The sequence below is a fragment of the Psychroserpens algicola genome (assembly GCF_014526325.1).
GTDB lineage: Bacteria > Bacteroidota > Bacteroidia > Flavobacteriales > Flavobacteriaceae > Psychroserpens > Psychroserpens algicola.
The window spans coordinates 20,976-45,950 of the sequence record NZ_JACNMJ010000005.1 but is presented as its reverse complement, the minus strand read 5'-3'; the positions used below and the strand labels follow the sequence as shown (position 1 = coordinate 45,950).

Annotated in this window: 24 protein-coding genes and 1 riboswitch; of the genes, 12 read left to right on the top strand and 12 right to left on the bottom strand. The window is 34.1% G+C overall.

Features of this window, described 5'->3' with window-relative positions; all coding sequences use genetic code 11:
- The first annotated feature begins 103 nt into the window (after window positions 1-103).
- From rpmH to H7350_RS11030, 4 genes are all read left to right on the top strand, one after another.
- Entirely contained in the window at window positions 104-265 is a 162-nt protein-coding gene (gene rpmH, locus H7350_RS11045) for a 50S ribosomal protein L34 (protein ID WP_040278062.1), read from the top strand.
- A gap of 97 nt (window positions 266-362) precedes the next feature.
- Window positions 363-3,215 carry a carbamoyl-phosphate synthase large subunit gene (gene carB, locus H7350_RS11040; RefSeq protein ID WP_204345984.1) on the top strand — a complete coding sequence of 951 codons (2,853 nt, stop codon included), beginning with the start codon at window positions 363-365 and terminating at the stop codon, window positions 3,213-3,215.
- Between the two features lie 133 nt (window positions 3,216-3,348).
- A complete protein-coding gene (locus tag H7350_RS11035; protein ID WP_204345983.1) occupies window positions 3,349-4,221 on the top strand; it encodes a T9SS type A sorting domain-containing protein in 873 nt (290 codons plus the stop codon).
- A 128-nt stretch (window positions 4,222-4,349) separates the two neighbouring features.
- Window positions 4,350-5,123, top strand: a complete 774-nt coding sequence (locus H7350_RS11030; RefSeq protein ID WP_204345982.1) for a T9SS type A sorting domain-containing protein — start codon at window positions 4,350-4,352, stop codon at window positions 5,121-5,123.
- 16 nt (window positions 5,124-5,139) lie between these two features.
- On the opposite strand, the gene H7350_RS11025 is transcribed toward H7350_RS11030, so the two are convergent.
- Together H7350_RS11025 and H7350_RS11020 are read right to left on the bottom strand one after the other, a co-directional pair.
- The gene (locus H7350_RS11025) at window positions 5,140-5,691 is read right to left on the bottom strand and encodes an acyl-CoA thioesterase (protein ID WP_204345981.1); all 552 of its coding nucleotides are present in this window, start codon (window positions 5,689-5,691) and stop codon (window positions 5,140-5,142) included.
- A 7-nt stretch (window positions 5,692-5,698) separates the two neighbouring features.
- Window positions 5,699-7,021 (bottom strand): DNA recombination protein RmuC, encoded by a 1,323-nt coding sequence (locus tag H7350_RS11020; RefSeq protein ID WP_204345980.1) that lies wholly within the window; start codon window positions 7,019-7,021, stop codon window positions 5,699-5,701.
- 185 nt (window positions 7,022-7,206) lie between these two features.
- Here H7350_RS11020 and H7350_RS11015 point away from each other — a divergent pair, with 185 nt between their 5' ends.
- Window positions 7,207-7,857 carry a hypothetical protein gene (locus tag H7350_RS11015; protein WP_204345979.1) on the top strand — a complete coding sequence of 217 codons (651 nt, stop codon included), beginning with the start codon at window positions 7,207-7,209 and terminating at the stop codon, window positions 7,855-7,857.
- Window positions 7,858-7,865: 8 nt separating this feature from the next.
- Here H7350_RS11015 and H7350_RS11010 read toward each other — a convergent pair whose 3' ends face one another.
- Genes H7350_RS11010 through H7350_RS11000 form a run of 3 tightly spaced genes read right to left on the bottom strand, consistent with a single transcriptional unit; the run spans window position 7,866 to window position 10,831 of the window.
- A complete protein-coding gene (locus H7350_RS11010; protein ID WP_204345978.1) occupies window positions 7,866-8,660 on the bottom strand; it encodes an ABC transporter ATP-binding protein in 795 nt (264 codons plus the stop codon).
- Window positions 8,660-9,682: a FecCD family ABC transporter permease gene (locus tag H7350_RS11005; RefSeq protein WP_204345977.1), complete on the bottom strand. Its 1,023-nt coding sequence runs from the start codon at window positions 9,680-9,682 to the stop codon at window positions 8,660-8,662. Before H7350_RS11005 ends, H7350_RS11010 begins: the two co-directional genes overlap by 1 nt.
- Window positions 9,683-10,831 (bottom strand): ABC transporter substrate-binding protein, encoded by a 1,149-nt coding sequence (locus H7350_RS11000; protein WP_338105774.1) that lies wholly within the window; start codon window positions 10,829-10,831, stop codon window positions 9,683-9,685.
- A gap of 115 nt (window positions 10,832-10,946) precedes the next feature.
- A riboswitch (cobalamin riboswitch) is annotated at window positions 10,947-11,145 on the top strand.
- A gap of 65 nt (window positions 11,146-11,210) precedes the next feature.
- Between H7350_RS11000 and H7350_RS10995 the strand changes: the two genes are divergently transcribed.
- A complete protein-coding gene (locus H7350_RS10995) occupies window positions 11,211-13,142 on the top strand; it encodes a TonB-dependent receptor plug domain-containing protein (RefSeq protein ID WP_204345976.1) in 1,932 nt (643 codons plus the stop codon).
- 40 nt (window positions 13,143-13,182) lie between these two features.
- Here the strand turns inward: H7350_RS10995 and H7350_RS10990 are convergent, their stop codons facing one another.
- Window positions 13,183-14,634, bottom strand: a complete 1,452-nt coding sequence (locus H7350_RS10990) for a S41 family peptidase (RefSeq protein WP_204345975.1) — start codon at window positions 14,632-14,634, stop codon at window positions 13,183-13,185.
- 248 nt (window positions 14,635-14,882) lie between these two features.
- On the opposite strand from H7350_RS10990, the gene H7350_RS10985 reads away from it, so the two are divergent.
- From H7350_RS10985 to H7350_RS10970, 4 genes are read left to right on the top strand one after another with little or no spacing between them, the layout of a single operon-like run.
- Window positions 14,883-15,392, top strand: a complete 510-nt coding sequence (locus H7350_RS10985) for an RNA polymerase sigma factor (RefSeq protein ID WP_204345974.1) — start codon at window positions 14,883-14,885, stop codon at window positions 15,390-15,392.
- Window positions 15,379-15,894 (top strand): hypothetical protein, encoded by a 516-nt coding sequence (locus tag H7350_RS10980; protein WP_204345973.1) that lies wholly within the window; start codon window positions 15,379-15,381, stop codon window positions 15,892-15,894. The genes H7350_RS10985 and H7350_RS10980 overlap by 14 nt, the downstream gene beginning before the upstream one ends.
- Before the next feature lie 5 nt (window positions 15,895-15,899).
- On the top strand, window positions 15,900-16,469 hold the full coding sequence (locus tag H7350_RS10975; RefSeq protein WP_204345972.1) for a DUF4252 domain-containing protein: 570 nt from the start codon (window positions 15,900-15,902) through the stop codon (window positions 16,467-16,469).
- Window positions 16,470-16,473: 4 nt separating this feature from the next.
- Complete coding sequence (locus tag H7350_RS10970; protein WP_204345971.1) at window positions 16,474-17,019, top strand: DUF4252 domain-containing protein; 546 nt, start codon at window positions 16,474-16,476, stop codon at window positions 17,017-17,019.
- A gap of 72 nt (window positions 17,020-17,091) precedes the next feature.
- On the opposite strand, the gene H7350_RS10965 is transcribed toward H7350_RS10970, so the two are convergent.
- The 3 genes from H7350_RS10965 to H7350_RS10955 form a co-directional block, all read right to left on the bottom strand.
- Complete coding sequence (locus H7350_RS10965; RefSeq protein ID WP_204345970.1) at window positions 17,092-17,271, bottom strand: hypothetical protein; 180 nt, start codon at window positions 17,269-17,271, stop codon at window positions 17,092-17,094.
- Between the two features lie 9 nt (window positions 17,272-17,280).
- Window positions 17,281-18,624: an adenylosuccinate lyase gene (purB, locus tag H7350_RS10960; protein WP_204345969.1), complete on the bottom strand. Its 1,344-nt coding sequence runs from the start codon at window positions 18,622-18,624 to the stop codon at window positions 17,281-17,283.
- A 77-nt stretch (window positions 18,625-18,701) separates the two neighbouring features.
- Complete coding sequence (locus tag H7350_RS10955; protein ID WP_204345968.1) at window positions 18,702-19,274, bottom strand: adenylosuccinate lyase; 573 nt, start codon at window positions 19,272-19,274, stop codon at window positions 18,702-18,704.
- A 37-nt stretch (window positions 19,275-19,311) separates the two neighbouring features.
- Here H7350_RS10955 and H7350_RS10950 point away from each other — a divergent pair, with 37 nt between their 5' ends.
- On the top strand, window positions 19,312-19,785 hold the full coding sequence (locus tag H7350_RS10950; protein ID WP_204345967.1) for a heme-binding domain-containing protein: 474 nt from the start codon (window positions 19,312-19,314) through the stop codon (window positions 19,783-19,785).
- A gap of 6 nt (window positions 19,786-19,791) precedes the next feature.
- Window positions 19,792-21,021, top strand: coding sequence for a glycosyltransferase (locus H7350_RS10945; RefSeq protein WP_204345966.1), 1,230 nt, complete (start codon window positions 19,792-19,794; stop codon window positions 21,019-21,021).
- A gap of 55 nt (window positions 21,022-21,076) precedes the next feature.
- Here the strand turns inward: H7350_RS10945 and H7350_RS10940 are convergent, their stop codons facing one another.
- From H7350_RS10940 to H7350_RS10930, 3 genes are all read right to left on the bottom strand, one after another.
- Window positions 21,077-21,799, bottom strand: coding sequence for a YebC/PmpR family DNA-binding transcriptional regulator (locus H7350_RS10940; protein ID WP_204345965.1), 723 nt, complete (start codon window positions 21,797-21,799; stop codon window positions 21,077-21,079).
- Between the two features lie 72 nt (window positions 21,800-21,871).
- Window positions 21,872-22,906: an LIC11966 family surface protein gene (locus H7350_RS10935; RefSeq protein WP_204345964.1), complete on the bottom strand. Its 1,035-nt coding sequence runs from the start codon at window positions 22,904-22,906 to the stop codon at window positions 21,872-21,874.
- Between the two features lies 1 nt (window position 22,907).
- Entirely contained in the window at window positions 22,908-24,968 is a 2,061-nt protein-coding gene (locus H7350_RS10930; RefSeq protein WP_204345963.1) for a carboxy terminal-processing peptidase, read from the bottom strand.
- Window positions 24,969-24,975 lie beyond the last annotated feature (7 nt).

Here is a 24,975-nt window from a genome sequence, read left to right as displayed (position 1 = left end):
TTTTAGGCTTGGCAAAGTAAAAAGTCTTTGTATATTTGCACGCAGTTTTAAGAACAGTTTAAAACAACAAAAAAAGAATATTAGTTTTTAAAAATATAAGACAATGCCAAAAAGAACGTTTCAACCGTCAAAAAGAAAGAGAAGAAATAAGCACGGTTTTAGAGAAAGAATGGCTTCTGTAAATGGAAGAAAAGTTTTAGCGCGTAGAAGAGCTAAAGGAAGAAAGAAATTGTCTGTATCAACTGAAACTAGACATAAAAGATAATGATTAACAATTGTTAATATTTTAAAGGTGTTACTTAGGTGTAACGCCTTTTTTTGTACCTATATGTTACCTATTTTTGAACTCTTAAAAAATTGACATGCCAAAAAACGAAAAATTAAAATCGATCCTTATTATTGGTTCTGGTCCTATTATTATCGGACAGGCCTGCGAATTTGATTACTCAGGAACACAAGCGCTTCGTTCGCTCCGTGAAGATGGAATTGAAACCATCTTAATCAATTCTAATCCAGCAACTATTATGACAGATCCTACCATGGCAGACCATGTGTATCTGTTACCACTGACAACTAAATCTATAATTAAAATCTTAAAAGAACATCCTCAAATTGATGCTGTTTTACCAACAATGGGAGGGCAAACAGCCTTAAACTTATGCATTGAAGCAGATGATAAAGGAATTTGGGCAGATTTTGATGTCGATATTATAGGTGTCGATATTGATGCGATTAATATTACTGAAGATAGAGAACAATTTAGAGAATTAATGCTAAAAATTGGTGTTGGTATGGCACCACAAGCAACTGCTAATTCTTATTTAAAAGGAAAAGAAATTGCTCAAGAGTTTGGTTTTCCTTTAGTGATTAGAGCCTCTTACACTTTAGGAGGAGCAGGTGCGTCTTTCGTGTATAAAGAAGAAGATTTTGATGAATTACTAACTCGTGGTTTGGAAGTGTCTCCAATTCACGAAGTTATGATTGATAAGGCTTTAATTGGCTGGAAAGAATACGAATTAGAATTACTCAGAGATAAAAATGATAACGTTGTTATTATATGTACCATAGAAAATATGGACCCAATGGGTATCCATACAGGAGACTCAATTACTGTGGCTCCAGCAATGACACTCTCAGATAAAACCTTCCAGAGAATGCGTGATATGGCTATTCATATGATGCGTAGTATTGGTGATTTTGCAGGTGGATGTAATGTACAGTTTGCTGTTAGTCCAGATGAGGAAGAAGAAATTATTGCGATTGAAATTAATCCGCGTGTATCACGTTCATCGGCTTTAGCAAGTAAAGCAACAGGATATCCAATTGCAAAAGTGGCAGCTAAACTGGCTATAGGATATACACTAGACGAATTAAGTAATCAAATTACAGGTTCTACTTCGGCCTTATTTGAACCAACTTTAGATTATGTTGTGGTGAAGATTCCTCGATGGAATTTCGATAAATTTGAAGGATCAGACAGACAACTGGGCTTACAGATGAAAGCTGTAGGTGAGGTGATGGCTATCGGACGTTCATTTCAGGAAGCCTTACACAAAGCCACACAATCACTCGAAATTAAACGTAACGGATTAGGAGCCGATGGAAAAGGGTATAAAGATTACCAGCAAATTATAGATAAACTTACTTATGCCAGCTGGGATCGTGTATTCGCAATTTACGATGCGATTCAAATGGGAATTCCATTGAGTAGAATTCATGAAATTACTAAAATTGATATGTGGTTCTTAAAACAATATGAAGAACTCCATGAATTAGAAAAGGAAATTTCCACTTATACAATTGATACTATTGAACGTGACTTATTACTGGAAGCAAAGCAAAAAGGTTATGGAGATCGCCAAATTGCGCACATGCTTAAATGTTTAGAAAGTCAGGTCTATAATAAACGTGATGAATTACATATCAACCGTGTTTATAAATTAGTTGATACTTGTGCTGCTGAGTTTAGAGCAGAAACACCATATTACTATTCGACATTCGAAAATGAAGTGGAAGATTCTGAAGGTGGAAAATTCTCTGCAAATGAAAGTATCGTCTCCGATAAGAAAAAAATTATCGTACTAGGTTCTGGTCCAAACCGAATCGGACAAGGGATTGAGTTCGATTACTGCTGTGTTCACGGCGTTTTAGCAGCATCAGAATGCGGTTATGAAACGATTATGATTAACTGTAACCCTGAAACTGTTTCAACAGATTTTGATATTGCTGATAAACTGTACTTTGAACCTGTGTTCTGGGAGCATATTTATGACATTATTAGACATGAAAAACCTGAAGGTGTCATTGTTCAACTAGGAGGTCAAACGGCCTTAAAACTTGCTGAAAAGTTAGATCGGTATGGAATTAAAATTATCGGAACTACATACCAGTCTTTGGATTTAGCTGAAGATAGAGGATTGTTCTCAAATCTTTTAAAAGAAAATAATATTCCTTATCCACAATTTGATATTGCAACAACCGCAGATGAAGCAGCTGCTATCGCAGATGTATTAGACTTTCCAATACTGGTAAGACCATCTTACGTTCTCGGAGGTCAAGGGATGAAGATTGTGATTAATAAAGAAGAACTTGAAGAGCATGTGGTCGATTTACTCCGCAGAATGCCAGGGAATCAATTACTGTTAGATCATTATCTCGATGGTGCTATTGAAGCCGAAGCTGATGCCATTTGTGATGGCGAAAATGTTTATATCATTGGTATTATGGAACATATTGAGCCTTGCGGTATTCATTCAGGTGACAGTAATGCGACATTGCCTCCATTTAATTTGGGAGAATTTGTGATGCAGCAAATTAAAGACCATACCCGAAAGATTGCCTTAGCATTAAAAACGGTTGGTTTAATTAATATTCAATTCGCTATAAAAGATGATATGGTGTATATCATTGAGGCAAACCCAAGAGCATCGAGAACTGTGCCTTTTATTGCAAAAGCTTATGGTGAGCCTTATGTTAATTACGCTACAAAGGTGATGTTAGGTGAAAAGAAAGTTACTGATTTTGATTTCAACCCTCAGTTGAAAGGATATGCTATCAAGCAACCAGTATTTTCATTTAATAAATTTCCTAATGTTAATAAAAAGCTGGGGCCTGAGATGAAAAGTACAGGCGAAAGTATTCTATTTATTGATAGTTTAAAAGATGATGAATTTTATAACTTGTATTCCAGACGTAAAATGTATTTGAGCAAATAGCTTATTTTTTCGTTAAACTGCTAGTCTTAATCACCTTTTAATTACTATTTTAGCTAAAAATTTTAAAATTGCTAAATTGGAATCATTCTTGCTATAGTTTTACGTAAGACATTTCAATTCAAAAGAATATACTATGAAAACAAAATTACTTTTAGTGTCATTGTTATTAATCTCTTCAGTTGCTTTGTCACAAGTTGTTGCTGGCCAGGCTGATGATTTTGAAGATGGTACAACACAAGATTGGATTATTGGAAATCCCGGTCAGGCAGTTTCTCCTCCAGCGAATGTTTCTACAGGAGGACCAAATGGAGCAGGAGATAGTTATTTAACATACACTTCAACACCACCAGAATCTGGAGGTGCTGGAAGTAAAATGATTATTTTTAACTCGATGGCGCAATGGTCTGGAGATTTTAACGCAGCTGGTATTTTGGCGGTGACTTTTGACGTTAGAGTAACTACTACAGATTTAAATTTAAGAATCGCTTTTCAGGGACCTAATGGGAAACGTATTTGTACAACCAATCCAGTAAATGTTACGGCAGGTTCTGGATGGCAATCGGTTTCTATTCCTGTTACGGCAGATCAATTTACTGCAGTTGGAGGTCCAGGTTCTGTTACTATAGAGCAAGCTTTAGCTGCTGTGAGTACTATGAGAATACTAAGTAGTACAGTGCCTACATGGTTGGGAGCAGATGTGGTTGTTTCTACCTTAGATTTAGATAATATTACTGCAGTAGATGCACTAGGTGTTGATGAATTTGGTTTACAAAATGAATTTGAAATATCACCTAATCCAGGAACATCAAGATTAAACATTAAATTATCTGGTAATTTGGATAATGCAAATGTGATAGTTTATGATGTGTTAGGTAAAAAAGTATATTCTAAAACATTAGACACAATGGTTTCGTCAATAGACGTTTCTAGGTGGAATACAGGAATATTTCTTGTAAGAGTTTCAACAGATACAAAGACATTTACAAAGCGATTTGTGAAGCAATAAACGTATCATATATTCTTAAAAAAGCCTATTGATTAACTTATCAATAGGCTTTTTTATTTATCTCATTTTTTAGAATTCATAAAAAAAATCACTAAATTGTAAGATATTGCTATTTAAATTTGAATCATATGAAAAAAAAATACGTTTATTATGTACTAATTGTCATTATAAGTTTTGGATTTTCAATTCAAAAAGCTAATGCACAATTTAGAATTGTTGAAGTTGATCCATCCACAGAACGTGTGAAAATTAAGAACTTCGGCTCTACAACAGAAAATATCTCTGCCTACAGATTATGTGCTAGATTTTCATACGATGCATTAAGTAATATGACTTTGATAAGTGGTAACCTCGTTAGTTTTGCTCCTAATGCAGAAGTGGAGCTTACGGTTTCATTCTCCAATGGAAGTGTATTAACAGACGCTTCATCAGATTTGGGTTTGTATTTACCAACAGGCAGCTTTGGAGTTGCTGCCAATATGATTGATTTCACGCAATGGGGAGCAGGAGGCATCGGTCGAGAGTCTCAAGCGGTTAGTAATGGGTTTTGGACAGCAGGTACTTTTATCAATGTTGCTCCACCTTATGAATTTACAGGCGGAAATACAGACTTTGGTGTGAATTTTTGGGACACACTTTTAAGTGTAGATGATATAGGAGATACAAACAAATTCTCTATTTCTCCTAATCCAGCATCATCACATCTTAATGTAAATATACCGAGTAATGTCGAAAATGCAACACTCAAAGTTTTTGACTTACTAGGAAAGAAAATTATCGAAAAAGAACTAAGTAATATCCAAGCTGTATCTATCGATGTCAGCAAATGGAATACAGGTGTCTATGTCATTAGAGTATCAAGTGATGATATCACACAAACGAAACGTTTTATAAAACAATAGTTGATTCTATATTTGTTTAATACGTATCAGGAAGTTCAACTCTAACACGATACTTTTTTAAATCGTCAAGATAATTTGTATGTGAAAAATCTTCTGAATCAAATTCTTGTTTGCGGTTCTTTTTGGTTTCAGTTCGTTTAATGGCTTTTAGAAAACGCTTGACTTCAGTATTATCATTAATGATAAGTCCTGGGACTTCAACAGAATTACCTTGGTCATCCTTTGCTACCATCGTAAAATAAGACGAATTACAATGCTTAATTTCGCCTGTTCTTATATTTTCAGATTCTACACGAATACCTACTACCATTGAGGTACGACCCACAAAATTTATAGAAGCTTTCATGGTGACGAGATCTCCAATTTCTATCGGGTTTAAAAAGTCAACCGTGTCAACAGAAGCTGTTACACAATAGGTTTCCGAGTGTTTAGAGGCGCAGGCAAAAGCGATTTGATCCATGAGATTTAAAATGTATCCACCGTGAATTTTACCACCAAAATTAGAATGTGATGGCTGCATCAGTTCGGAAATACTGATTCTAGTTGCGTCTATCTTTTTATAGTTCATAACTTATTTATTCGTCATCATCATGCGCACGCTTTATAATGGCTTCAGGCAGTGCCTTTTTTGCTTTGGCACCCATTTTTTTGAGTTTTTCAACACTGGTAATCAAATTTCCTCGGCCTTCAACCAATTTGTTCATTGCAGACGAATAGTCTTTTTTCGCATCATCGATTTTTTTACCGACTCCTGTGAGATCTTTTACAAGACCTTCAAATTTATCATATAGTGCTCCAGCTTGTCTGGCAATTTCAATAGCATTTCGCTGTTGCTTTTCGTTATTCCACATGGTGTCAATAGTACGAAGAGTCGCCAGTAATGTTGCAGGCGTAACAATAACAATGTTTTTTTCGAAGGCTTTATTATAAAGTGAATTATCTTCATTAATTGCAACGGCAAACGCAGGCTCGACAGGAATAAATAGCAATACAAAATCTGGTGATTCTATATCGTAAAGGTCCTGATAATTTTTTTCTGATAATTGATCCACATGTTTTCGTATAGAACTAATATGTGCTTTTAAATGAAATGCACGCTCATCATCTTCAGCATTTACATAACGTTCATAATCGGTTAAAGACACTTTACTGTCAATAATCATTTTCTTGCTATCAGGCAGATGTAAGACCACATCAGGAAGCACTCGAGTACCATCAGGTAAATTAAAACTCTGCTGCACATAATATTCTCTGTCTTTTTCTAATCCTGATTTTTCAAGAACACGCTCTAACACCAATTCGCCCCAATTTCCTTGCATTTTACTATCGCCTTTTAAAGCTTTAGTTAAATTAGTAGCCTCTTTGGTCATCTGCTGGTTGAGGTCTTTTAAACCTAATAACTGCTCTTTTAAAGCCGAATGCATTGAGATGCTTTCCTTTTGCGTATCCTCAACTTTCTTTTCAAATACCTGAATTTTCTCTTGTAACGGATTAAGTATATTCTTGATATTTTCCTTATTCTGAAGTGTGAATTTTTCAGATTTTTCATCCAGAATTTTGGTGGCTAAAAGTTCAAAGTCTTTTCGCAGTTGCGCTTGACGTTCTTCTAATTCTTCATCGCGTTTTAAGTTTTGCTGCTGAAGGTTTTCATATTCGGTATTACGACGTGTTAATTCGGTATTCAGGAATTCTTTTTCTCTTCGGATATCATCACGTTCAGATTCCAGGCGCGATAAATTCACCTTTAAGTCTTCAATGGTTGAAGCCATTTGATTTTGACGTTCCTCAAGGGTACTGTGTTCGCTTTTACTTTTCAGTTTGATAAAAAGCATACCTAAATAAGCACCAATCGCTGCAGATATAATTATAGCTAAAATGAGAATAAAACTGTCGTTCATAAACGGAATAGAAATTTACTCAAAGATATATAATTTGCTGTGTTTAATATAAAATAATAGCTAATGATTTTGTTGTCTTTTTATTCTAAACCTAGGTATAAATACCTGTTTTAAGAATTGGGTGGTAGAGATCTCAAATTATAGTATTTATTCATGTTTATTTAGGTTATCAAAAATTTAAAGTTATGTCACAAGAGCAAAATCAAGAATTCAAAGAAACCGTATTTCTTAACGAAGAAAAAATTTCAGTTCGTAAAGGAACCTTAGAACAGCTTAATTTTGAAGAGGAGCAATGTCTTGCTGCTAAACCTCCAATGTTAAAAGGTTCTAAAGTGGACGATGCAATTAAAGTTTCAAAATTTGTTTGGGATATTATTAAAGACTCTAAAGCAGAAGCAGTAACATCGGCAACAACAACTCGCGTATTGTCATCTGAAGATAGTGATTGGAAAAATTATGAACATGCAAAGAATTTTGAGTCTGATAAAGTTACTTATAAGTTAGATAATTTTGCTGGTGTCAATTGTTACACTGTGAAGTTCAAAGTTGCAGGTACTTATCGTGCTGTAAATCCAGATTTTGGCGGGAAATGGATTCCCAATATTCATATTACTTTTTTTGAGTGTCATGCTAATTTTCCCTGGAAAATAAATGGAAGCGTGGTTATTGATGATAAATTTGTATCAAATATGGGATCAAAAAAGGACCCAGTGCCGCAGCTTGTTTTAAATGTTAAAATAAAAACCGATGCTAAATTTGCATTTAACTGGGAAAGCCATGAACGAACATTCGAATTTACCATGAATGGACAAGATGGTGTTAAATTAATAAAATAGTTAGCTTCCTATTTCTTAATTCTAAAACGTCCAGTTTGTGCATCAAAGCCAATTAAATCTTCTGGAAACAAGGTTTCAAAGACCCCTTGAGTAATAAGGTTACAAGGTGTATCAGAAATTACACTTTCCTTATTCATCACCACCATTTCATCGCATAATTGAATAGCCAAATCAATTTCATGCGACGAAAACAAAATGGTTTTATTTGTGTCTTTAGTTAATTCTTGAAGTAGTTTTAAAATATAGGCTTTATGATACATGTCCAGATGTGTTGTTGGCTCGTCCAAAATAATAAGATCGGTATCTTGAGCCAATGCTCTTGCAATCATTACTTTTTGTAGCTGGCCATCACTTAACTCGTAACATTTGCGATGCTTCAATTCTGAAAGGTTCGTTTTTTCAATCGAATTATGAATAACAGCTTTATCAGTATCTGAAAGATTACCTACCCAGTTGGTATAAGGTTGACGTCCTAAGGCAATTAATTCAAATACAGATAGGTTTTTCGACATGAGTTGATCTGTCAATACCAAACTCATCACTTTTGATAATTGAATATTAGAATAGTCGCTGAGCGATTTTCCATTAAGAACAACATCTCCTTCAAGCGGTTGTTGAATGGAACTTAACGTTCTTAATAGTGTTGATTTACCAATACCATTAGCGCCAACAAGTCCGATTAATTGCCCTTTTTTGAGCTTAATATTGATTTGATTAGCAATGACAGTTGTAGCCTTTTTTGACGTGTAACCTATAGAAAGATCATGAGTTTCCAATACCATATGTTTACTAGTCTCTGTCATTAAAATACCATTTTACGTTGACGTACCAATAACCAGACGACAATAGGAGCGCCAATTAAAGATGTAATTGCATTAATAGGTAAAGTATAGTCGCTTGTTGGTAATTGTGCGATACTGTCGCAAATTAACATCACAATAGCTCCAATAATAAATACAGCAGGTACTAATATTTTATGATTTGAAGTATTGAATATTTGTCGTGTAATATGCGGAATGGCTAAACCAATAAAGGCAATCGGACCTGCAAATGCAGTAATCGTTCCGGCGAGTAAACTTGTTGCCAAAATAATAATATACCGACTTTGTTTAAGGTTTAAACCTAAACTTTTTGCATAATTTTCACCGAGTAACAGAGTGTTTAATGCTTTAATAGAAGCAACAGTTAAGAGTAAACCAATCGTATAGATACAAAACAAAATAAGGAGCTCATTCCATGATAAATTACCCAGACTTCCGAAGCCCCAAAATATATACTGTTGTAATTGTTCGGCAGAACTAAAATAGGAGAGGACACTTACAACTGCAGCTGTGATACTTCCAAACATGAGTCCGATAATTAAAATTGCCATCGTATCTCTAACTTTAGAAGCGACAAGTAAAACAGCGAGTAAAACAAGAAAACTCCCTAAGCTGGCAGCTATAACAATACTCCATTTAGACATCAGAATAACTGAAAAAGCACCACCAAATAATCCAGCACCTAAAATAACTAATGCCACACCCAAGCTAGCTCCCGAACTAATACCAAGTACAAAAGGACCTGCTAATGGATTCCGAAATAAGGTTTGCATCAGCAATCCTGAAACTCCTAAACCAGAGCCAACTAAAATAGCTGTAAAAGCTTTGGGTAACCTGTAATTTTGAATGATATATTGCCATGATTCATGTTCTGAAGTGCCTAAAATACTATGAAAAATATCTTGAATAGGAATACTTACAGAACCCAAACTTATATTCATAAAAAAGCAGAACAATAAGACTATTGTTAGACTGATAAATGCATATGTAAATTTGGTTTTCAACTAGTTTAAAGGTTTAAAAAATGTTGTTTTATAATCAGGTAGCAATTCAGGGTGGCATACCTTTATCATATCTTTAAGTACCAAATCGGGTCTTGCAATTCCCATTTCATAATATAAAACACCTCCTGTTGTTCCCGTAGTATTAGAAAATGTATAGATGTTTTTATTCTGAAACGCATCAAACTCGGCATAATGCACATTTGAAGCCTCTAAGTCTTTATAACTTGTATAATAAGATGGGCTCAGCCATAATTGGGCATCTTTAGCTTTTTCAAAAACAGCTTCGAAACTCAACGCTAAACTTCCAGCACTTTTGGTGTCACTCCATATATAATTAGTGTTGGCATCTTTTAAGAATTGGGCTTCCGGACTAGAGCCATTTGGCAAATACCATACATCTTTATGCATTGCTCCACAAAGCACAGTAGGTTTTGAAGTTGCTTTAGAAGCCATACTCTTGGCTTCTATATAATCATGCTCTATCTGATTAAAAATAGTTGCAGCCTCTTTTTCTTTATGATATAGTGCTCCAAAAAATTTAATCCATTCGGCTTTTGCTAAAGGCGATTTTTCGACCCAGTCACCATTATAGATTACTGGTATTCCGGATTTTTCTATGGTTTTCATACTAGAATTAGTACCATCTATCCCGAAAGCAACCACAATATCTGGTCGCAATTCTAATAAGACTTCAGTATTAATACCTTCGTTTTTTCCCAGTTCTCTGACATTTCCATTATCAATTCTCGCTCTTGTTTTTTCTGAAGACACATAATCAGTTCCAGGAAAACCAACCAGCGTTTGTTCAACACCTAAAAGTTCTAAGGCAGGAATATGTGTAGTAGAAGTAACTACTATGTTTTGAATGGGTGTAACGATAACAGCTGCAAATTCATCTATATCTAAACTGATATCATCATAAGATTCAGGAATTAAAGCAAAACGGTATTCTTGATTAGCATCAGGCCAAGGGTTGCTAATGGTTAAAATTTGCTTGGAATTTGTTTTTTTTATTGAAAAGCCTTCAGCATATTTTAATTCTAGCTCATCACCTTGCTGATGTTCACTAGTAGGTGTTTTATGGTCTGTTTTACAAGATAATACCAAACATGCAATACTTGCAATAAGGATGTGATACAAATGTCTCAAAAGAAAATATTTTCTTCAAAAGTAATATTATTTAAAGTTTTGAATGAATGCTTAAACAAAATGTTTACTTTCGCAGCGAATTTTGGTTTGACTTAGTCGTTATATATTTTATATATAATGAGATTCTGAAACAAGTTCAGAATGACGATTATGTCAATTAAAAGGGAATCTGGTGCGAATTTTTTCAAGTCCAGAACTGTTCCCGCAACTGTAAACTATAAGCTTGTTATTACCTTCAATGTCACTGGATATATCTCTGGGAAGACCAATAACAAGACGTAAGTCAGGAGACCTGCCAAATTCAAACAAATAAGTTAAACTTTCGGGATAAAAGTTTGCGTATGATAATCCATGCGATTCCGAGTCATTAAACATTACAATGAACACAAAAACAAAAGTTTTTGGTATGCTATGTATTGGTATATCAATGTTTGCATTTGCACAACAAGAAACAGATTCGTTAACAGTAGAGCAGCTGGAAGAGGTTGTTATTACCGATTCAAAATTTAAATTAAAACGAGAGCACTCAGGTAAAGTCATTACCAAAATCACTCAAAACGAGCTTAAAAACTTACAAGGTAAATCGGTTGTCGAAATTATTAATGCTACAGCTGGTATAGAAATTAACGGTTCTAGAAGTCAGGCAGGTCAAAATTTAAATTACTTTATTCGTGGAGGGCGTAACCGTCAGGTTTTAGTTCTTATTGATGGTATTGCTGTTACTGATGCTTCACAAATTGCTAACGATTATGATTTACGATTACTTCATGCTGATCAAATTGAAAGCATTGAAATTTTAAAAGGCGCTTCTAGTACACTTTATGGCACTGGCGCAGCAACAGCAGTCATTAGCATCACTCTAAAAAAGGAATCTAAAGATGCTATCGCTTTTAATTTAAGAAGCACTATTGGAACAAACCAATCACAGAATGATAAGGATTATGCTATTGAAAATTTTGTGAATAGTGTGTCTGTAAACGGAACATTAGATAAGTTTAGTTATTTAGCAAATTTCGGACATCAGTTTACCGATGGTTTATCGGCAATAGCTGTAGGAGATGAATCGGATGCTTTTAATACGCATAATGGCTATCTTAAATTAGGTTATGCATTTTCTGATGGGTTTAAATTAAATACCTACGGAAGTTTTGACAAGTTTAAAACAGAATTTGATGATGGATTTGGTTTTGCCGATGCAGATAACCTGTCTACGACTAAGCAATACCGAATAGGAATATCTCCAGAAATGACGTATAACAATGGTAGTATTACTTTGAATGCAGCATATAATAATACCGAACGTGAGATTGAATCGAGCTTTCCAACACGGTTTATGGCTCGTAGTTTTATTGGCGACCTGTTTAATCGTTATAATTTCAACGATAAATTTTATACAGTGTTAGGTGTCAATGCACAAGACAATGAAATTGAAACCTATTCGATACCTTTTGGTGATACTAATTTTGTGCAAGACATCAACTCTCAGGATGGTACATTTACGATAATTGATCCTTATGTAAACGCGGTTTATATATCTGATTTTGGTTTAAATATTAATGCAGGTTTACGTTTAAACAATCATAGCGAATATGGTAGCCATGTGGTATATAGTTTAAACCCTTCATTTAAAAAAGAACTTAATTTTGGGTATATAAAAGGTTTGGCAAGTTATAGTACTGCCTATATAACACCATCATTGTATCAGTTATTTGAACCTTCCTTCGGAAATGCAGAGTTACAACCAGAGGAGAATAGAACAATTGAAGTTGGTGCCGAAGTACAAATCAAAGATAAAGCGACCTTGAGCGTCGTTTATTTTAACCGCTTTGAAGAGCAATTTGTTGATTTTGTTGACCAAGGTAATTTTGTGTTTCAGTATGCTAATGTTGAAGATGACTTTACAGCAAGCGGAATTGAATTGGTTGCAGATGTTTCAATATCTAAAGGATTAAAATTACGTGCTAATGGTACGTATACGAATGTTGATGAAGATTTAAATTTGAGAATTCCTGAAATTAAAGTGAACGCGACCTTGAGTTACCAATGTAGTTCTAGTACGTTTATGAGCTTAAGTTATCAGTTTAATGACGATAGAGAGGATGCCTTCTTTAATAATACCACCTTTGAAAACGAAGTTGTAACCCTAAAGTCGTTTAGTTTATTAGATTTTTATGTCAGTCATAAGGTTGCAAATGATAGATTGACCTTGTTTGCTAACATCAATAATATTTTTAATGAAGACTACCAAGAATTATTTGGTTATAGTACTAAAGGTAGAAATGTCAATTTGGGATTTAGTTTAAATCTCTAATAAAAAAAAGCCACTTTTAAAGTGGCTTTTTTCTTGTCTTTTATTTTAATTCCAGGCGATTTAACATTTGATTGTTATCAATATACATTGTTTCTTCAAATGGTTTAATACTAATATTGGTATGAATTGGTGTAAATTCTCTTGGCGTATTCGGATTTATTCGTCCGATACCTTCAATATCAGCCAAAGCAACAGCTAAAAGTGGCTCATTGATATCTCCCAGTATACCAAAGTTTCTTGGAGACTCAATTAATGAGATGTCAGGAATGAGTCCGCTTGATGGGACTTCAACATCATTCACATTAATAGAATTAGCAATTAAAGGTTGCATCGCATAGGTGTGATTCGGATTAATATTTTCAGCAGTTAAATTAGGAGAATCATATATGGTGATAGAAGCTTGAGTTTTTCCTGTAGTAGCGTCTCCAATTTGTACAACATCAATATAAGCACTTAAGCTGTTAATCACCAATTCACTTGCCGAGGCAGAACGGCTGGTCGTTAAAACGTAAACTTTATTAAGATTTAAACTATTAATGCTATTGCCATCAAAGCCATTTACAAACTCATAATTGTCGTTTAATTGTTGTAAATCATTGTTATAAATGAGTTTTGAATATACCTCTCCTGTAAACTGTCCGGTTACCATACTTCCCAAGTATGATGCAGTTAAAACAGAGCCTCCAGGATTGTATCTTAAGTCGAGCACTAAATGTTGCACATTATTAGCCTGAAATTCTGCAAATGCTGCATTTAACTCATTATTAAAGTTTCTGTTAAATCCGTTATAAACCAAGTAGCCAACATTTTCGCCGTCAACATCAATAATACTGGTTTGGTGTACTGGGTTTTCGGTATAGACTTGCTTGGTGAGTTCTTGACTATTAGTTGTTGAAATGATGGAATCGTCATCTAAAGTTTCAGTCCCGTTGTCGTCATAAGTCGCAAAATTAAGGGTGTAAGTATCTTGATTAAGTAAGCTGCTTACGTTACTTTCTGTTAATGGCGTTCCATTAACAGCATCAAATATTTGTCCGCGTTGTAAGCCTAAATTATCAGCAACACTATTGTTTAGTACTAAACGAATGATACCAAATACTTCGGTTGAACTTCCTGGTTTGAAGTAGAGGTTAAATTCGAGTCCATTACTTTTTGACGTTCCACTTAGTAATTGTTCAAATTCAATATAATTTGGAATGATTGCACTAAAACGATCTACAGTTGCCCGTTCATAAATAAGATTTTCAAATAAATCTTCTGGTTGTGCAAAGCTGTTAAGGTAATCGGCATATTCACCATTGGTTGCAAATCGGTCATTAGCTAAATCTGGTATCTCATCTTTATAGAGATAAACGGCATTCATTCCTTTCCATACAAAGTCATTAATGATACTGGCAGTTATTGCATTATCATCTCTATCTTCAAAACAACCCGTAAACGTGAAAGCGAGAAGTAGTAATAGACTAAATTTTAATAGTTTAATGTATTTCATCTGTAATTTGGTGTTGTAAAATTTCCGAAGTCAAAAAGATATTGCTAGCAAAACAATAGCGACTCAAGACATTTTTATTTATTTTTCTTTTTCAAAAAGCGTCGTAAACTCTTAGGCGCTTAGTCTAGTAAACTCTAAATTTACTTACATTATTGTAAATTAAAAAATATCCTGTAACAAAATTGAAACCTATTCGTCGTAATAATAAGAAGCAGAATAATCACCTGTTTTGAACTAACAAACCACTAATGACACAAACTGATTTTATAAAATTGGTAATGCCTTTTAAGGATAAAGTCTTTCGTTTAGCAAAAAGACTTCTAGTTTCTAATGAAGAAGCAGAAGATGCAACGCAAGAGATTTTAATGAAGTTATGGAAGAATAAACAGAAAATTGCAGAGTATAAAAATGTAGAAGCGTTTTCGATGACAATGACCAAGAATTTTTGTTTAGACCGACTAAAATCAAAACAGGCACAGAATTTGAAAATAGTTCATAGTAATTATCAGGATAATAACACATCGCTACAAAGTCAAGTAGAAAATAGAGATAGCGTAGATTGGGTTTCGAAAATCATTGAAGAATTACCAGAACAACAAAAAATAATATTACAGCTTAGAGATATAGAAGCATATGATTTTGATGAAATAGCAAAAGTAGTAGATATGAATCCTACAGCCATTAGAGTCGCTTTATCAAGAGCCAGAAAAACAATAAGAGAAAAGTTAACTAATACACATCGTTATGGTATTAAATAGTATAGAGAAATTACTGGAAAAGTATGACAATGGAGAAACATCCATTAAAGAAGAACAGCAGCTTAGGGCTTATTTTGCTCAAGAAAACGTTGCTCCGCATTTAGAGTCGTACAAAATCATGTTTCAATACTTTAACAACACAAAACAAGAACTATATACAAAGGACGTTCCATTAAAACCTAGAAAAAGTTATATCTATCAATGGATTTCTGTCGCAGCCGTTGCGGTTCTTATGTTAGGAATTCTTATTCCGAATGTCTTTGGTGAACAGGAGACCACAGTTGAAACTGTATATACAGAACAGCAACTAGAGGCTTATAATCAAACCAAAGAAGCTTTATCCTTGTTGTCGTCAAGTTTTAATGATGCAGCAAGTAGTGTAAGCACATTGAGTCTTGTATCTACCAATTTTGAAAAAGGTACAGAAAAAGTAAATCATATTAATGAACTTGCTAAAACAACAAACAAATTAGTAAAAAAGAACAAAAAAAGTAAAAACTAGAACTTATGAAAAAAATAATAGTAATCCTCGCAATCGCACTAACGTCAACAGCAACGTTTGCTCAAAGTATCTTTGATAAATACGAAGATAAAGAAGAAGTTATGTCTGTTATCGTTAATCAGAAAATGTTTAAAATGTTAGCAACAATGGGAATCGATGTCGATGACCCAGAAGCTAAAGAATACATTGAAATGGCTAAAAATATTACAGGACTTAAAGTATTCACTACAGGAGATGAAAAGATTTCTGCCGATATGAATGCCACTGTTGCCAGCTATTTAAAAACATCAAAATTAGATGAGTTAATGCGTATCAAAGATGGTGATCAAACGGTGAAATTTTATGTGAAGGAAGGTAAAGATGAAAACCATGTTAAAGAATTATTGATGTTTGTTAATGGTTTGAAAGAACTTACCAATGGTCAGGATATCACCATTAACGGAAAGAAAAGAGAAGTAGAAACGGTATTATTATCGTTGACAGGCGATATCGATTTAAGACAAATTTCTAAGTTAACAAGCCAAATGAATATGCCAGGAGGTGAGCAACTTAAAAAAGCTGGTAAACAAAAATAAACACATGAATACATCAATCAAAACAATAATCAAGATGGTAATTTTGGTTGTGACTTTACAAAGTTGCAACCAAGATTTATCGTTGCAATCTTACTATGTTGATAGTGAGTTAGCACCAGGTTTTACAACTTTAGATGTGCCAACAAGCATGCTCAAAATTGATGAAACTACATTAACTGAAGAACAAAAGGAGGCTTACGAATCGATAGAAAAATTAAGTCTTTTAGCTTTTGTAGTTGACGAAAGTAATAAGGAAACGATGGATATTGAATTGGCAAAAGTCAAGGCAATTTTAAAAGATCCCAAGTATGAAGAGTTAATGCGCGGCGGAAATTCAACCGATGGAAAATTTGTTATTAAATGCATAGGTGATGGCGACGATGTTGACGAATTCATTCTTCTCGGAAATTCTAATGCATCTGGATTTGCTGTCGTTCGTGTTCTTGGAGACGATATGAACTTTAGTAAAATAATGAATCTGGCTTCAGTATTAGAAAACTCTGATATGGATAATAGTCAGTTAAAAAACATTACAAAATTCTTTAAATAAACGTATCACACATACTTATTTAAATGTTAATTACCACTTAAAGCTGACTCTTTAAGTGGTTTTTTTATGCGCTTATTTGGATTCCGATTTTTTTATAACGATAAGAACTAAGTAAAAGGCCAAAGCCGCAAAGGCCGAAAATAATAAAGCTTTTACAATCAAATAATCTAAAATATCAAAAACACCAGACACGAAAAAACCAGCGACAATAAGTCCTGAGAATAGTAGTGCTAATGTATTTTTAGTAGGCATTTTTAAGATTTAAATTCCTGTATAGTTATTTGGGTTAATGGCTTTTAATTCTGTTTTAATAGCTTCTGAAACCTCTAATGTATCAATAAATTCTGAAATAGAACGTTCGTTAATCGTTTCGTTAGTTCTGGTCAAGCCTTTTAACGCCTCATAAGGGTTTGGATAGCCTTCACGACGTAAAATGGTTTGAATGGCTTCAGCAACTACAGCCCAGTTGTTTTCAAGGTCTTGAGCAAACTTAGCTTCATTGAGTAATAATTTGCCTAAACCTTTAAGTGTAGATTTAAATCCGATCAGTGTATGACCAAAAGGAACACCAACATTTCTTAAAACTGTACTATCGGTTAAATCACGTTGTAATCTCGAAATAGGTAATTTGGCAGAAAGATGTTCGAAGATAGCATTGGCAATACCTAAGTTTCCTTCCGAATTTTCAAAATCGATAGGATTCACTTTATGAGGCATGGCACTACTTCCAACTTCACCTTTTTTAATTTTCTGTTTAAAATAATCCATAGACACATAGGCCCAGATATCTCGATCTAAATCAATAAGAATGGTGTTGATACGTTTTAGGGCATCAAATAGAGCAGCCATATGATCGTAATGCTCAATTTGCGTTGTTGGAAACGAATGTTGTAAGCCTAAAGTAGATTGTACAAATGATGTTCCAAAAGCTTTCCAGTCCATATTTGGATATGCGACCTTATGCGCATTAAAATTACCTGTGGCGCCTCCAAACTTTGCTGCACTAGGAATATCATTTAATAAGTTGAATTGTTCTTCTAAACGCACCACAAAGACCAGGATTTCTTTTCCTAATCGGGTAGGGGAAGCTGGTTGCCCATGCGTTCTTGCTAGCATTGGAATGTCTTTCCATTCTTCTGCAAGCGCTTTTAGCTTTTTAACAACTTCAAGATATTCAGGAACATACACATCATTCATCGCATCTTTGATACTCAATGGAATGGCTGTGTTATTAATGTCTTGTGAGGTTAATCCGAAATGGATAAATTCTTTATAGTCGGCAAGTCCTAATTTATCAAATTGTTCTTTGATAAAATATTCAACCGCTTTAACATCATGGTTGGTTACTTTTTCAATGTCTTTTATTGCTTGTGCATCTTCAGGAGTGAAATCACTGTAAATCGCTCTTAAATCCTTGTATACTTTAGAATCAACACCAGAAAGTTGAGGTAATTTAGCTTCACATAAAGCTATGAAATATTCAATTTCTACTAAAACACGATATTTGATAAGTGCTTCTTCTGAAAAATAAGGTGCTAGATTACTTACTTTACTTCTATAACGACCATCTATTGGTGAGATGGCATTGAGAGATGATATGGACATTGGTTGTGTGTTTAAGCCTGCAAAGATAGTTTTTTTAGTCCGAAGACCGAATACAGATTGTACAGAATTTAGATGAGTTATGTGTTGTTTTTCTTTACTTTTTTTAGAATGTGTCGTGCTCTTGCCTTAAAACCTGAACTCTGCATTTGATAATCCCGTTCTAATATCATTACCAGTTCGGAATGAATCCAGTCGTAATCTTGTCCAAGTAGATAAAGCGCATTCATGGCATAGGCTTTAGGCGCTATTTTTTCGTCGTTAATCATCCAGTCAAAGCAGGCTTCAATAATACGTTCTTTATAAATAGGAAGAAGTGCAGATTTTATTTGATTCTGCTCTTTGGAATAATAGGCTTTAACCAGATATTCACAAACCTTTGCTACTGGACGAACTGCAGGATCTAAGTGCACCTTATTCATATGCATTGTAAAGGTGTCTAAATACGGAATACTCGCTTCTAGATGTTCGCCACACATAAATTCATATACCCAAGCCGCTCTACAGGATACCTTATCATCGACCAAAAATAAAATTTCTAGTAATTTTGGAATTAAATCGGGATTGCTAATCACCATATTGGCATAAAAAAGGCGTTTCTCTCGCGAGTGATTTACATAGTTTAATTCTTTATAAAGTTGCTTTGTAGTCAATGTCTTTTGTATTTTTAACCCATTAAAATTATATAAAATGAAAATTATAAAAAAGATTCTTGTAGCTTTATTGGTCGTGTTTATTATAATGCAATTTTTTGGACCTGATAAAAATGAAGGCGAACTCGCTTCAATAGATGCATTCATTGCTGATACACAGCCTCCTGGTGATGTACATGATATTTTAAAAAATACATGTTTTGATTGCCATAGTGATGTTACGAGATATCCTTGGTATAATAACATTACTCCAGTTAATTATTGGATGGCAGAACATGTTGAAGACGGAAAAAAACATTTTAACGTTTCAGCTTGGGATACTTATGATTTAAAAAAGAAAAAGCATAAAATGGATGAATTGGTAGAAGAAGTTATGGAGAAGAAAATGCCTTTGCCTTCTTATACTTATACTCATGGCGATGCAAAACTAACCGAAGCTCAAATATTAGCGATCAAAGACTGGGCAGACCGTGTACGATTTAGATACATGTTTGACGGAGAAGCTCAATAAATTGTTATGAGCAAGCATCTACTGGTTATTGGCTTTGTATGGCCAGAACCTAAGAGTTCTGCTGCTGGAAGCAGAATGTTGCAATTAATTACATATTTTAAATCTCAGTCTTACCAGATTACATTTGCAAGCGCTTGCGGAAAAAGTGATAACGCATTTGATCTAGCAACTATTGGTGTTGACAAAGCTTCTATACAACTCAATCATTCAAGTTTTGATACCTTTATTACCAATTTAAATCCCGATGTCGTACTCTTTGATCGGTTTATGACCGAAGAGCAATTTGGATGGCGCATTTCAAAGCATAGTCCTGAAGCGATTAAAATTCTTGATACCGAAGATTTACATTTTCTTAGACGTGCCAGACAACAGGCTTTAAAGAAGGACTCGCAACATATTAACGATTATTTATTTAATGATACCGCCAAACGCGAAATAGCAAGTATATATCGCTGTGATTTGAGTTTGATTATTTCTACTGCGGAAATGAAACTTCTAAAGGAGACGTTTAATATGGATGACAGTTTGTTGCTGTATGTACCATTTTTGGTTGATGATATAACCGAAGTCCAGAAAAACACCTTTCCTCAATTTGAAGTCCGTCAGCATTTTATCACCATTGGAAATTTTCTACATGAACCTAATTATGATGCTTTACTTTATTTGAAACATTCACTCTGGAAACAAATTAGAGCGCAATTACCAGATGCAGAATTACATAATTATGGTGCTTATGCCTCGCAAAAAGTTAATCAGTTACATAACGAAAAAGACGGGTTTTTAATCAAAGGTTTTGCAGAGGATGTCAACGAAGTAATGCAACATTCCAGAGTACTTTTAGCGCCTATGCGTTTTGGAGCAGGTTTAAAGGGGAAGTTGTTTGATGCTATGAAAAACGGAACACCTTACGTTTCAACACCAGTTGGAGTAGAGGGTATTGTTGACGATATTAAACAAGATCATGTTTGTGAGACTGCAGAAGAATTTGTCAATTATGCTGTTGAATTATACGGAAATAAGCCACTGTGGACTTCAATGCAAGATTCAGGATTTAAAGTCTTGCATACTCAATTTTCGAAGGCGAAATTTGAAAAGCAGCTCACGGAACGTTTAAATGAAGTGTCAGAACACTTAAAAACGCATCGCGAACGCAATTTTATCGGACAACTATTACAACATCATAGCATGCAAAGCACGAAGTTTATGAGTAAATGGATTGAAGCCAAAAATGCGTAATATTTCGGCATAAAAAACCCGAAACGAGTTCGGGTGATAGTGATATTGTGTTAATCTAGTCTTCAGTAGATTCCTCCATGGTATGATAGACGTTTTGTACGTCATCATCTTCTTCCAGTTTTTCGAGTAGTTTTTCGACATCTTCAGCCTGCTCAGGAGTTAATTTTTTTGTCACCTGAGGAATACGCTCAAAGCCAGACGATAAAATTTCAATCTCTCGCGATTCTAATTCAGCTTGTATAGCACCAAAACTTTCAAAAGGCGCATAAATTAAGATGCCATCATCATCGGCAAATACTTCTTCAGCACCAAAATCGATAAATTCGAGTTCTATTTCTTCTGGATCTAAACCTTCAGCATTAATTCTAAAATTACAAGTGTGATCAAACATAAATACGACAGAGCCAGATGTTCCTAAACTACCATCAACTTTATTAAAATAGCTACGTACATTAGCTACAGTACGTGTGTTATTATCTGTTGCAGTTTCTACCAGTACCGCAATACCATGAGGTGCATAACCTTCAAAAACGACTTCTTTATAATCACCTTGACTTTTGTCAGAAGCACGTTTAATAGCGCGTTCTACATTGTCTTTAGGCATATTAACTGCCTTAGCATTTTGAATTACGGCACGTAATCTAGAATTAGAATCGGGATCAGGACCACCTTCTTTAACAGCCATCACAATGTCTTTACCAATACGTGTAAAGGCTTTGCTCATTGCCGACCATCGTTTCATTTTTCTTGCTTTGCGAAATTCAAACGCTCTTCCCATTATCGTTCTGTTTTATTAATTTTTAGTGCTTCCAAAATTATCGAAATTATATCAAAATGACAATACTTAGTATTAGTCTTTTGGGATATGTTTTGATAAAAAATTGGCATTGGTATTATTTAAGCTATTAATAACATTTTGGCGCTTTGTATTGAGCTGATTATTGATTTTATTGTAATTAGCAGCTCCTTTATTGATGTCTTTGACTTTCTTGTTGTAGTTGTTTATTTGCTCTTTAGTACGTTTGCGTTCAGGCGTCTGCTCTAAAGTTGTTTTTATTTTTTCAAAGTCTTCATTCAGAATTAGAAACTCTGTGATTTGAGGAATCTTCTCTTCACTTTCTTCTATAAAAAACTCAAAGGCTGTTTTAGTTGAGTTAATGATAGACTTATCATTTTTATAGGTGTCTTTTGTGTTTAAAATTTCAAGCCCTTCTTTTGCAGCAGCATTAAGCGCATTAGCATTTTGCTGAATGGCGCTAATATCATTGGCTTCGACAGCTTCCCATAGATATACTTCGTTGATATAGACTTTAAAATAAGTGAGATATAAATCATTATAATGCTCAAAAACTTCATTTGAAATTTTCATTTTTTTACCCAAGTCAGATTCACTTTCCACAATTTGAATGTTATGGGTGTTGGCAAATTCATAAAAATCTTTTTCATACTCTTGCTGTGATTCTTCCATTTTTTGATCCGCGAGTTCCTGAGCCAAAATATAGGCTTCCATAGCATCATAAGACTGTTCGGCAACTGCTTTCATGTCAATGATTTTTGCATAGTCCTGATTGAGTAAGTCCTTATTAAACGTCATATGTTTCAAGACTTTGTTTTTGTAGTCATCACCCTCAAAACCATCAGCTTTTTTAATTTTTTCTATGGCTCTGTCAACTGTTTTTAAAAGGTTTTTTCGTTTGCCTTCAATACTTCTGTCACTTTTGCTGTGAGCAAGTGCTTTGGTGTATTTCCACATACTTTTTGTAACAGCTTGTTGTTCTTTAGCAACAAAATCTAAGTATTCAGAAGCATTGTCAAAACTTTGAGAACTGGCAGTTGATATGACAAATAATAGTATTAATGTTAGTTTAAGGGGTAAAGTTTTCATTTTAGTTTAAGGGATTTAAATTGAGTAAATCTTGAAGAATTGCTTGTGCTTCTTCAATATAAATATCTTGTTTTATGTCTTTTAATAACGCTTCATTTATAAGTTTTTGATCCTCATTGTAGCTTACAACTTCTTTTGTAAACGCTGAGTTTTTGACCATAAAATTAGATTCGTGAGCCTCAATAGGCTGGTTTATGGTTTTCCATTGATTTCGGTAAGATGTCATTTCACGATAGACATTGTCTAATGTCAATAAATATTCAGTATCAATTTGAAAGTAATTATCAATAATCAATTGGTTTAACTCTTGTATAGCTTTAAAATAAATGTCATTTGTAATTCTATTTTGACTTCGCTTTTTGAGCTCATTTATGGGTAATGTTTTTAGCTTCGGAAATTTTCTAATACCATCAATTGAGTCATTTTGAAGAGCAAATGCTTCAAATTGTTCTTGCGTTTTAAAATCATCATAAACACTTGGAAGAATAATATCAGGAATCACACCTTGAGATTGATGACTTTTACCTGTTACACGATAAAATTTCTCGACTGTTAGTTTCGAATAGCCTAAGCTTTCGTCTTGAGCAAGAGGTAAAATTACCTGAGCTGATGCTTTTCCGTGTGTTGTTGCTCCAACGATTATTGCTCTGTTATAATCTTGCATTGCAGCTGCAAAAAATTCTGAAGCAGAAGCGCTGTAATTGTTGACTAAAACAACTATAGGTTTTGAAAATAAAGCACCTCTGTTTAAATCTTTTATGGTTGTTGTTTCTCCGTTACTGTATTTTAAAATTGATAACGGACCTCTATTAATAAACATTCCTGAAAGATCAATAGCCTCTTTCATAGAACCACCACCATTGAATCTCAAATCGAGAATAAGACCTTCAATATTTTCTTTTTGAAGTTTATATAATTCTTTTGCAACGTCATTAGCTAAGCCCAATCCGTTAGGAGATTCAAAGTCAGAATAAAAACTAGTGATATTGATATACCCCATTTTAGATTTACTTTCAATAATATATCCGGAAACTGTATTTTCTTCAATTTTAGTAACTGTTTTAGTGAGCTCAATATCTTTTACAGTACCATTTTGCTTTTTAATTTTAAACGTCATGGTATGATGATTTTGATTGCTTGTAAAGGCTAAAACATCTTGATTAGACACACAGTAGGTTTCTAAAATTTCGGTGTCAGACCTCATAGATTTTATAATGTCATTGACTTCAAAATCACCATGATTAAAGGCTGCACTTCCAGGCGTAATATGAGCGATAATGATGTCGCCATTATCGTTTTTAGCAGTTATTATTCCGAAGGAATATTGATCGTTAGATAAGGAGTTCTCAAACATTTCCTTTTCAGTAGGATTAAAAAAAGAAGAGTTAGGATCCTGATAATGTAAATAGGCATTTAAAAAGGCTTCTTTTACAAAATTATCAACGCTACCTAATCGGTTTTGTAATTCTTCAAGCTGGCAAATTTCTTTCTGAATTAATTTCGGTTTCAATTCGGCTTCACGCGCTTTAAAATCGCCTTTAATATGTTTTAGAACGGAATCATTTTCAACAAGCGTGTATAAGATATTATAGCGAGTGCGTTTACTCCAGTACGTTTTCATTGCCGCTTCGTTTTTTAAATATCTAAACGTAGATTCTGGTTTAAAACGAAGGGTGTCTTTTCCCGAATAATCAAAGGTTTCGTCTCTTAAATCATTGAGAATAGCCTTTGAAGTTTCAATGCGTTGAGACAGTGTTGTTGTATATTTTTCAATGAAAAAGCAAATATTATGTTCGATGTAATTATCAAGTTCATATCGGTCTAATTCAAATGTTTTTAAATCCTCTTTGGTAAAGAGGCGCTTGTCTTCATCTAGACTTTTAAGAAACAAATCATATACATGACTAGAGAGGCTATCGTTGATAGTTTTAGGTTGGTAATGATGCTTTTTAACTGTATTATGTAAGGCTTGAAGTTGATTGCAAAAGATATTCTTATCCTGACTTGAGGCTAATAAACTAAATAGGCAAATTATTAAAATTATGTGTAGGTGTTTAGGCATAAAAGAT

Bases quoted from the DNA above. Each gene is read 5' to 3' on its own strand.
- rpmH (WP_040278062.1), top strand. From the start codon at position 104: ATGCCAAAAAGAACGTTTCAACCGTCAAAAAGAAAGAGAAGAAATAAG.
- carB (WP_204345984.1), top strand. From the start codon at position 363: ATGCCAAAAAACGAAAAATTAAAATCGATCCTTATTATTGGTTCTGGT.
- H7350_RS11035 (WP_204345983.1), top strand. From the start codon at position 3,349: ATGAAAACAAAATTACTTTTAGTGTCATTGTTATTAATCTCTTCAGTT.
- H7350_RS11030 (WP_204345982.1), top strand. From the start codon at position 4,350: ATGAAAAAAAAATACGTTTATTATGTACTAATTGTCATTATAAGTTTT.
- H7350_RS11025 (WP_204345981.1), bottom strand. From the start codon at position 5,691: ATGAACTATAAAAAGATAGACGCAACTAGAATCAGTATTTCCGAACTG.
- H7350_RS11020 (WP_204345980.1), bottom strand. From the start codon at position 7,021: ATGAACGACAGTTTTATTCTCATTTTAGCTATAATTATATCTGCAGCG.
- H7350_RS11015 (WP_204345979.1), top strand. From the start codon at position 7,207: ATGTCACAAGAGCAAAATCAAGAATTCAAAGAAACCGTATTTCTTAAC.
- H7350_RS11010 (WP_204345978.1), bottom strand. From the start codon at position 8,660: ATGACAGAGACTAGTAAACATATGGTATTGGAAACTCATGATCTTTCT.
- H7350_RS10995 (WP_204345976.1), top strand. From the start codon at position 11,211: ATGAACACAAAAACAAAAGTTTTTGGTATGCTATGTATTGGTATATCA.
- H7350_RS10990 (WP_204345975.1), bottom strand. From the start codon at position 14,634: ATGAAATACATTAAACTATTAAAATTTAGTCTATTACTACTTCTCGCT.
- H7350_RS10985 (WP_204345974.1), top strand. From the start codon at position 14,883: ATGACACAAACTGATTTTATAAAATTGGTAATGCCTTTTAAGGATAAA.
- H7350_RS10980 (WP_204345973.1), top strand. From the start codon at position 15,379: ATGGTATTAAATAGTATAGAGAAATTACTGGAAAAGTATGACAATGGA.
- H7350_RS10975 (WP_204345972.1), top strand. From the start codon at position 15,900: ATGAAAAAAATAATAGTAATCCTCGCAATCGCACTAACGTCAACAGCA.
- H7350_RS10970 (WP_204345971.1), top strand. From the start codon at position 16,474: ATGAATACATCAATCAAAACAATAATCAAGATGGTAATTTTGGTTGTG.
- H7350_RS10965 (WP_204345970.1), bottom strand. From the start codon at position 17,271: ATGCCTACTAAAAATACATTAGCACTACTATTCTCAGGACTTATTGTC.
- purB (WP_204345969.1), bottom strand. From the start codon at position 18,624: ATGTCCATATCATCTCTCAATGCCATCTCACCAATAGATGGTCGTTAT.
- H7350_RS10950 (WP_204345967.1), top strand. From the start codon at position 19,312: ATGAAAATTATAAAAAAGATTCTTGTAGCTTTATTGGTCGTGTTTATT.
- H7350_RS10945 (WP_204345966.1), top strand. From the start codon at position 19,792: ATGAGCAAGCATCTACTGGTTATTGGCTTTGTATGGCCAGAACCTAAG.
- H7350_RS10940 (WP_204345965.1), bottom strand. From the start codon at position 21,799: ATGGGAAGAGCGTTTGAATTTCGCAAAGCAAGAAAAATGAAACGATGG.
- H7350_RS10935 (WP_204345964.1), bottom strand. From the start codon at position 22,906: ATGAAAACTTTACCCCTTAAACTAACATTAATACTATTATTTGTCATA.
- H7350_RS10930 (WP_204345963.1), bottom strand. From the start codon at position 24,968: ATGCCTAAACACCTACACATAATTTTAATAATTTGCCTATTTAGTTTA.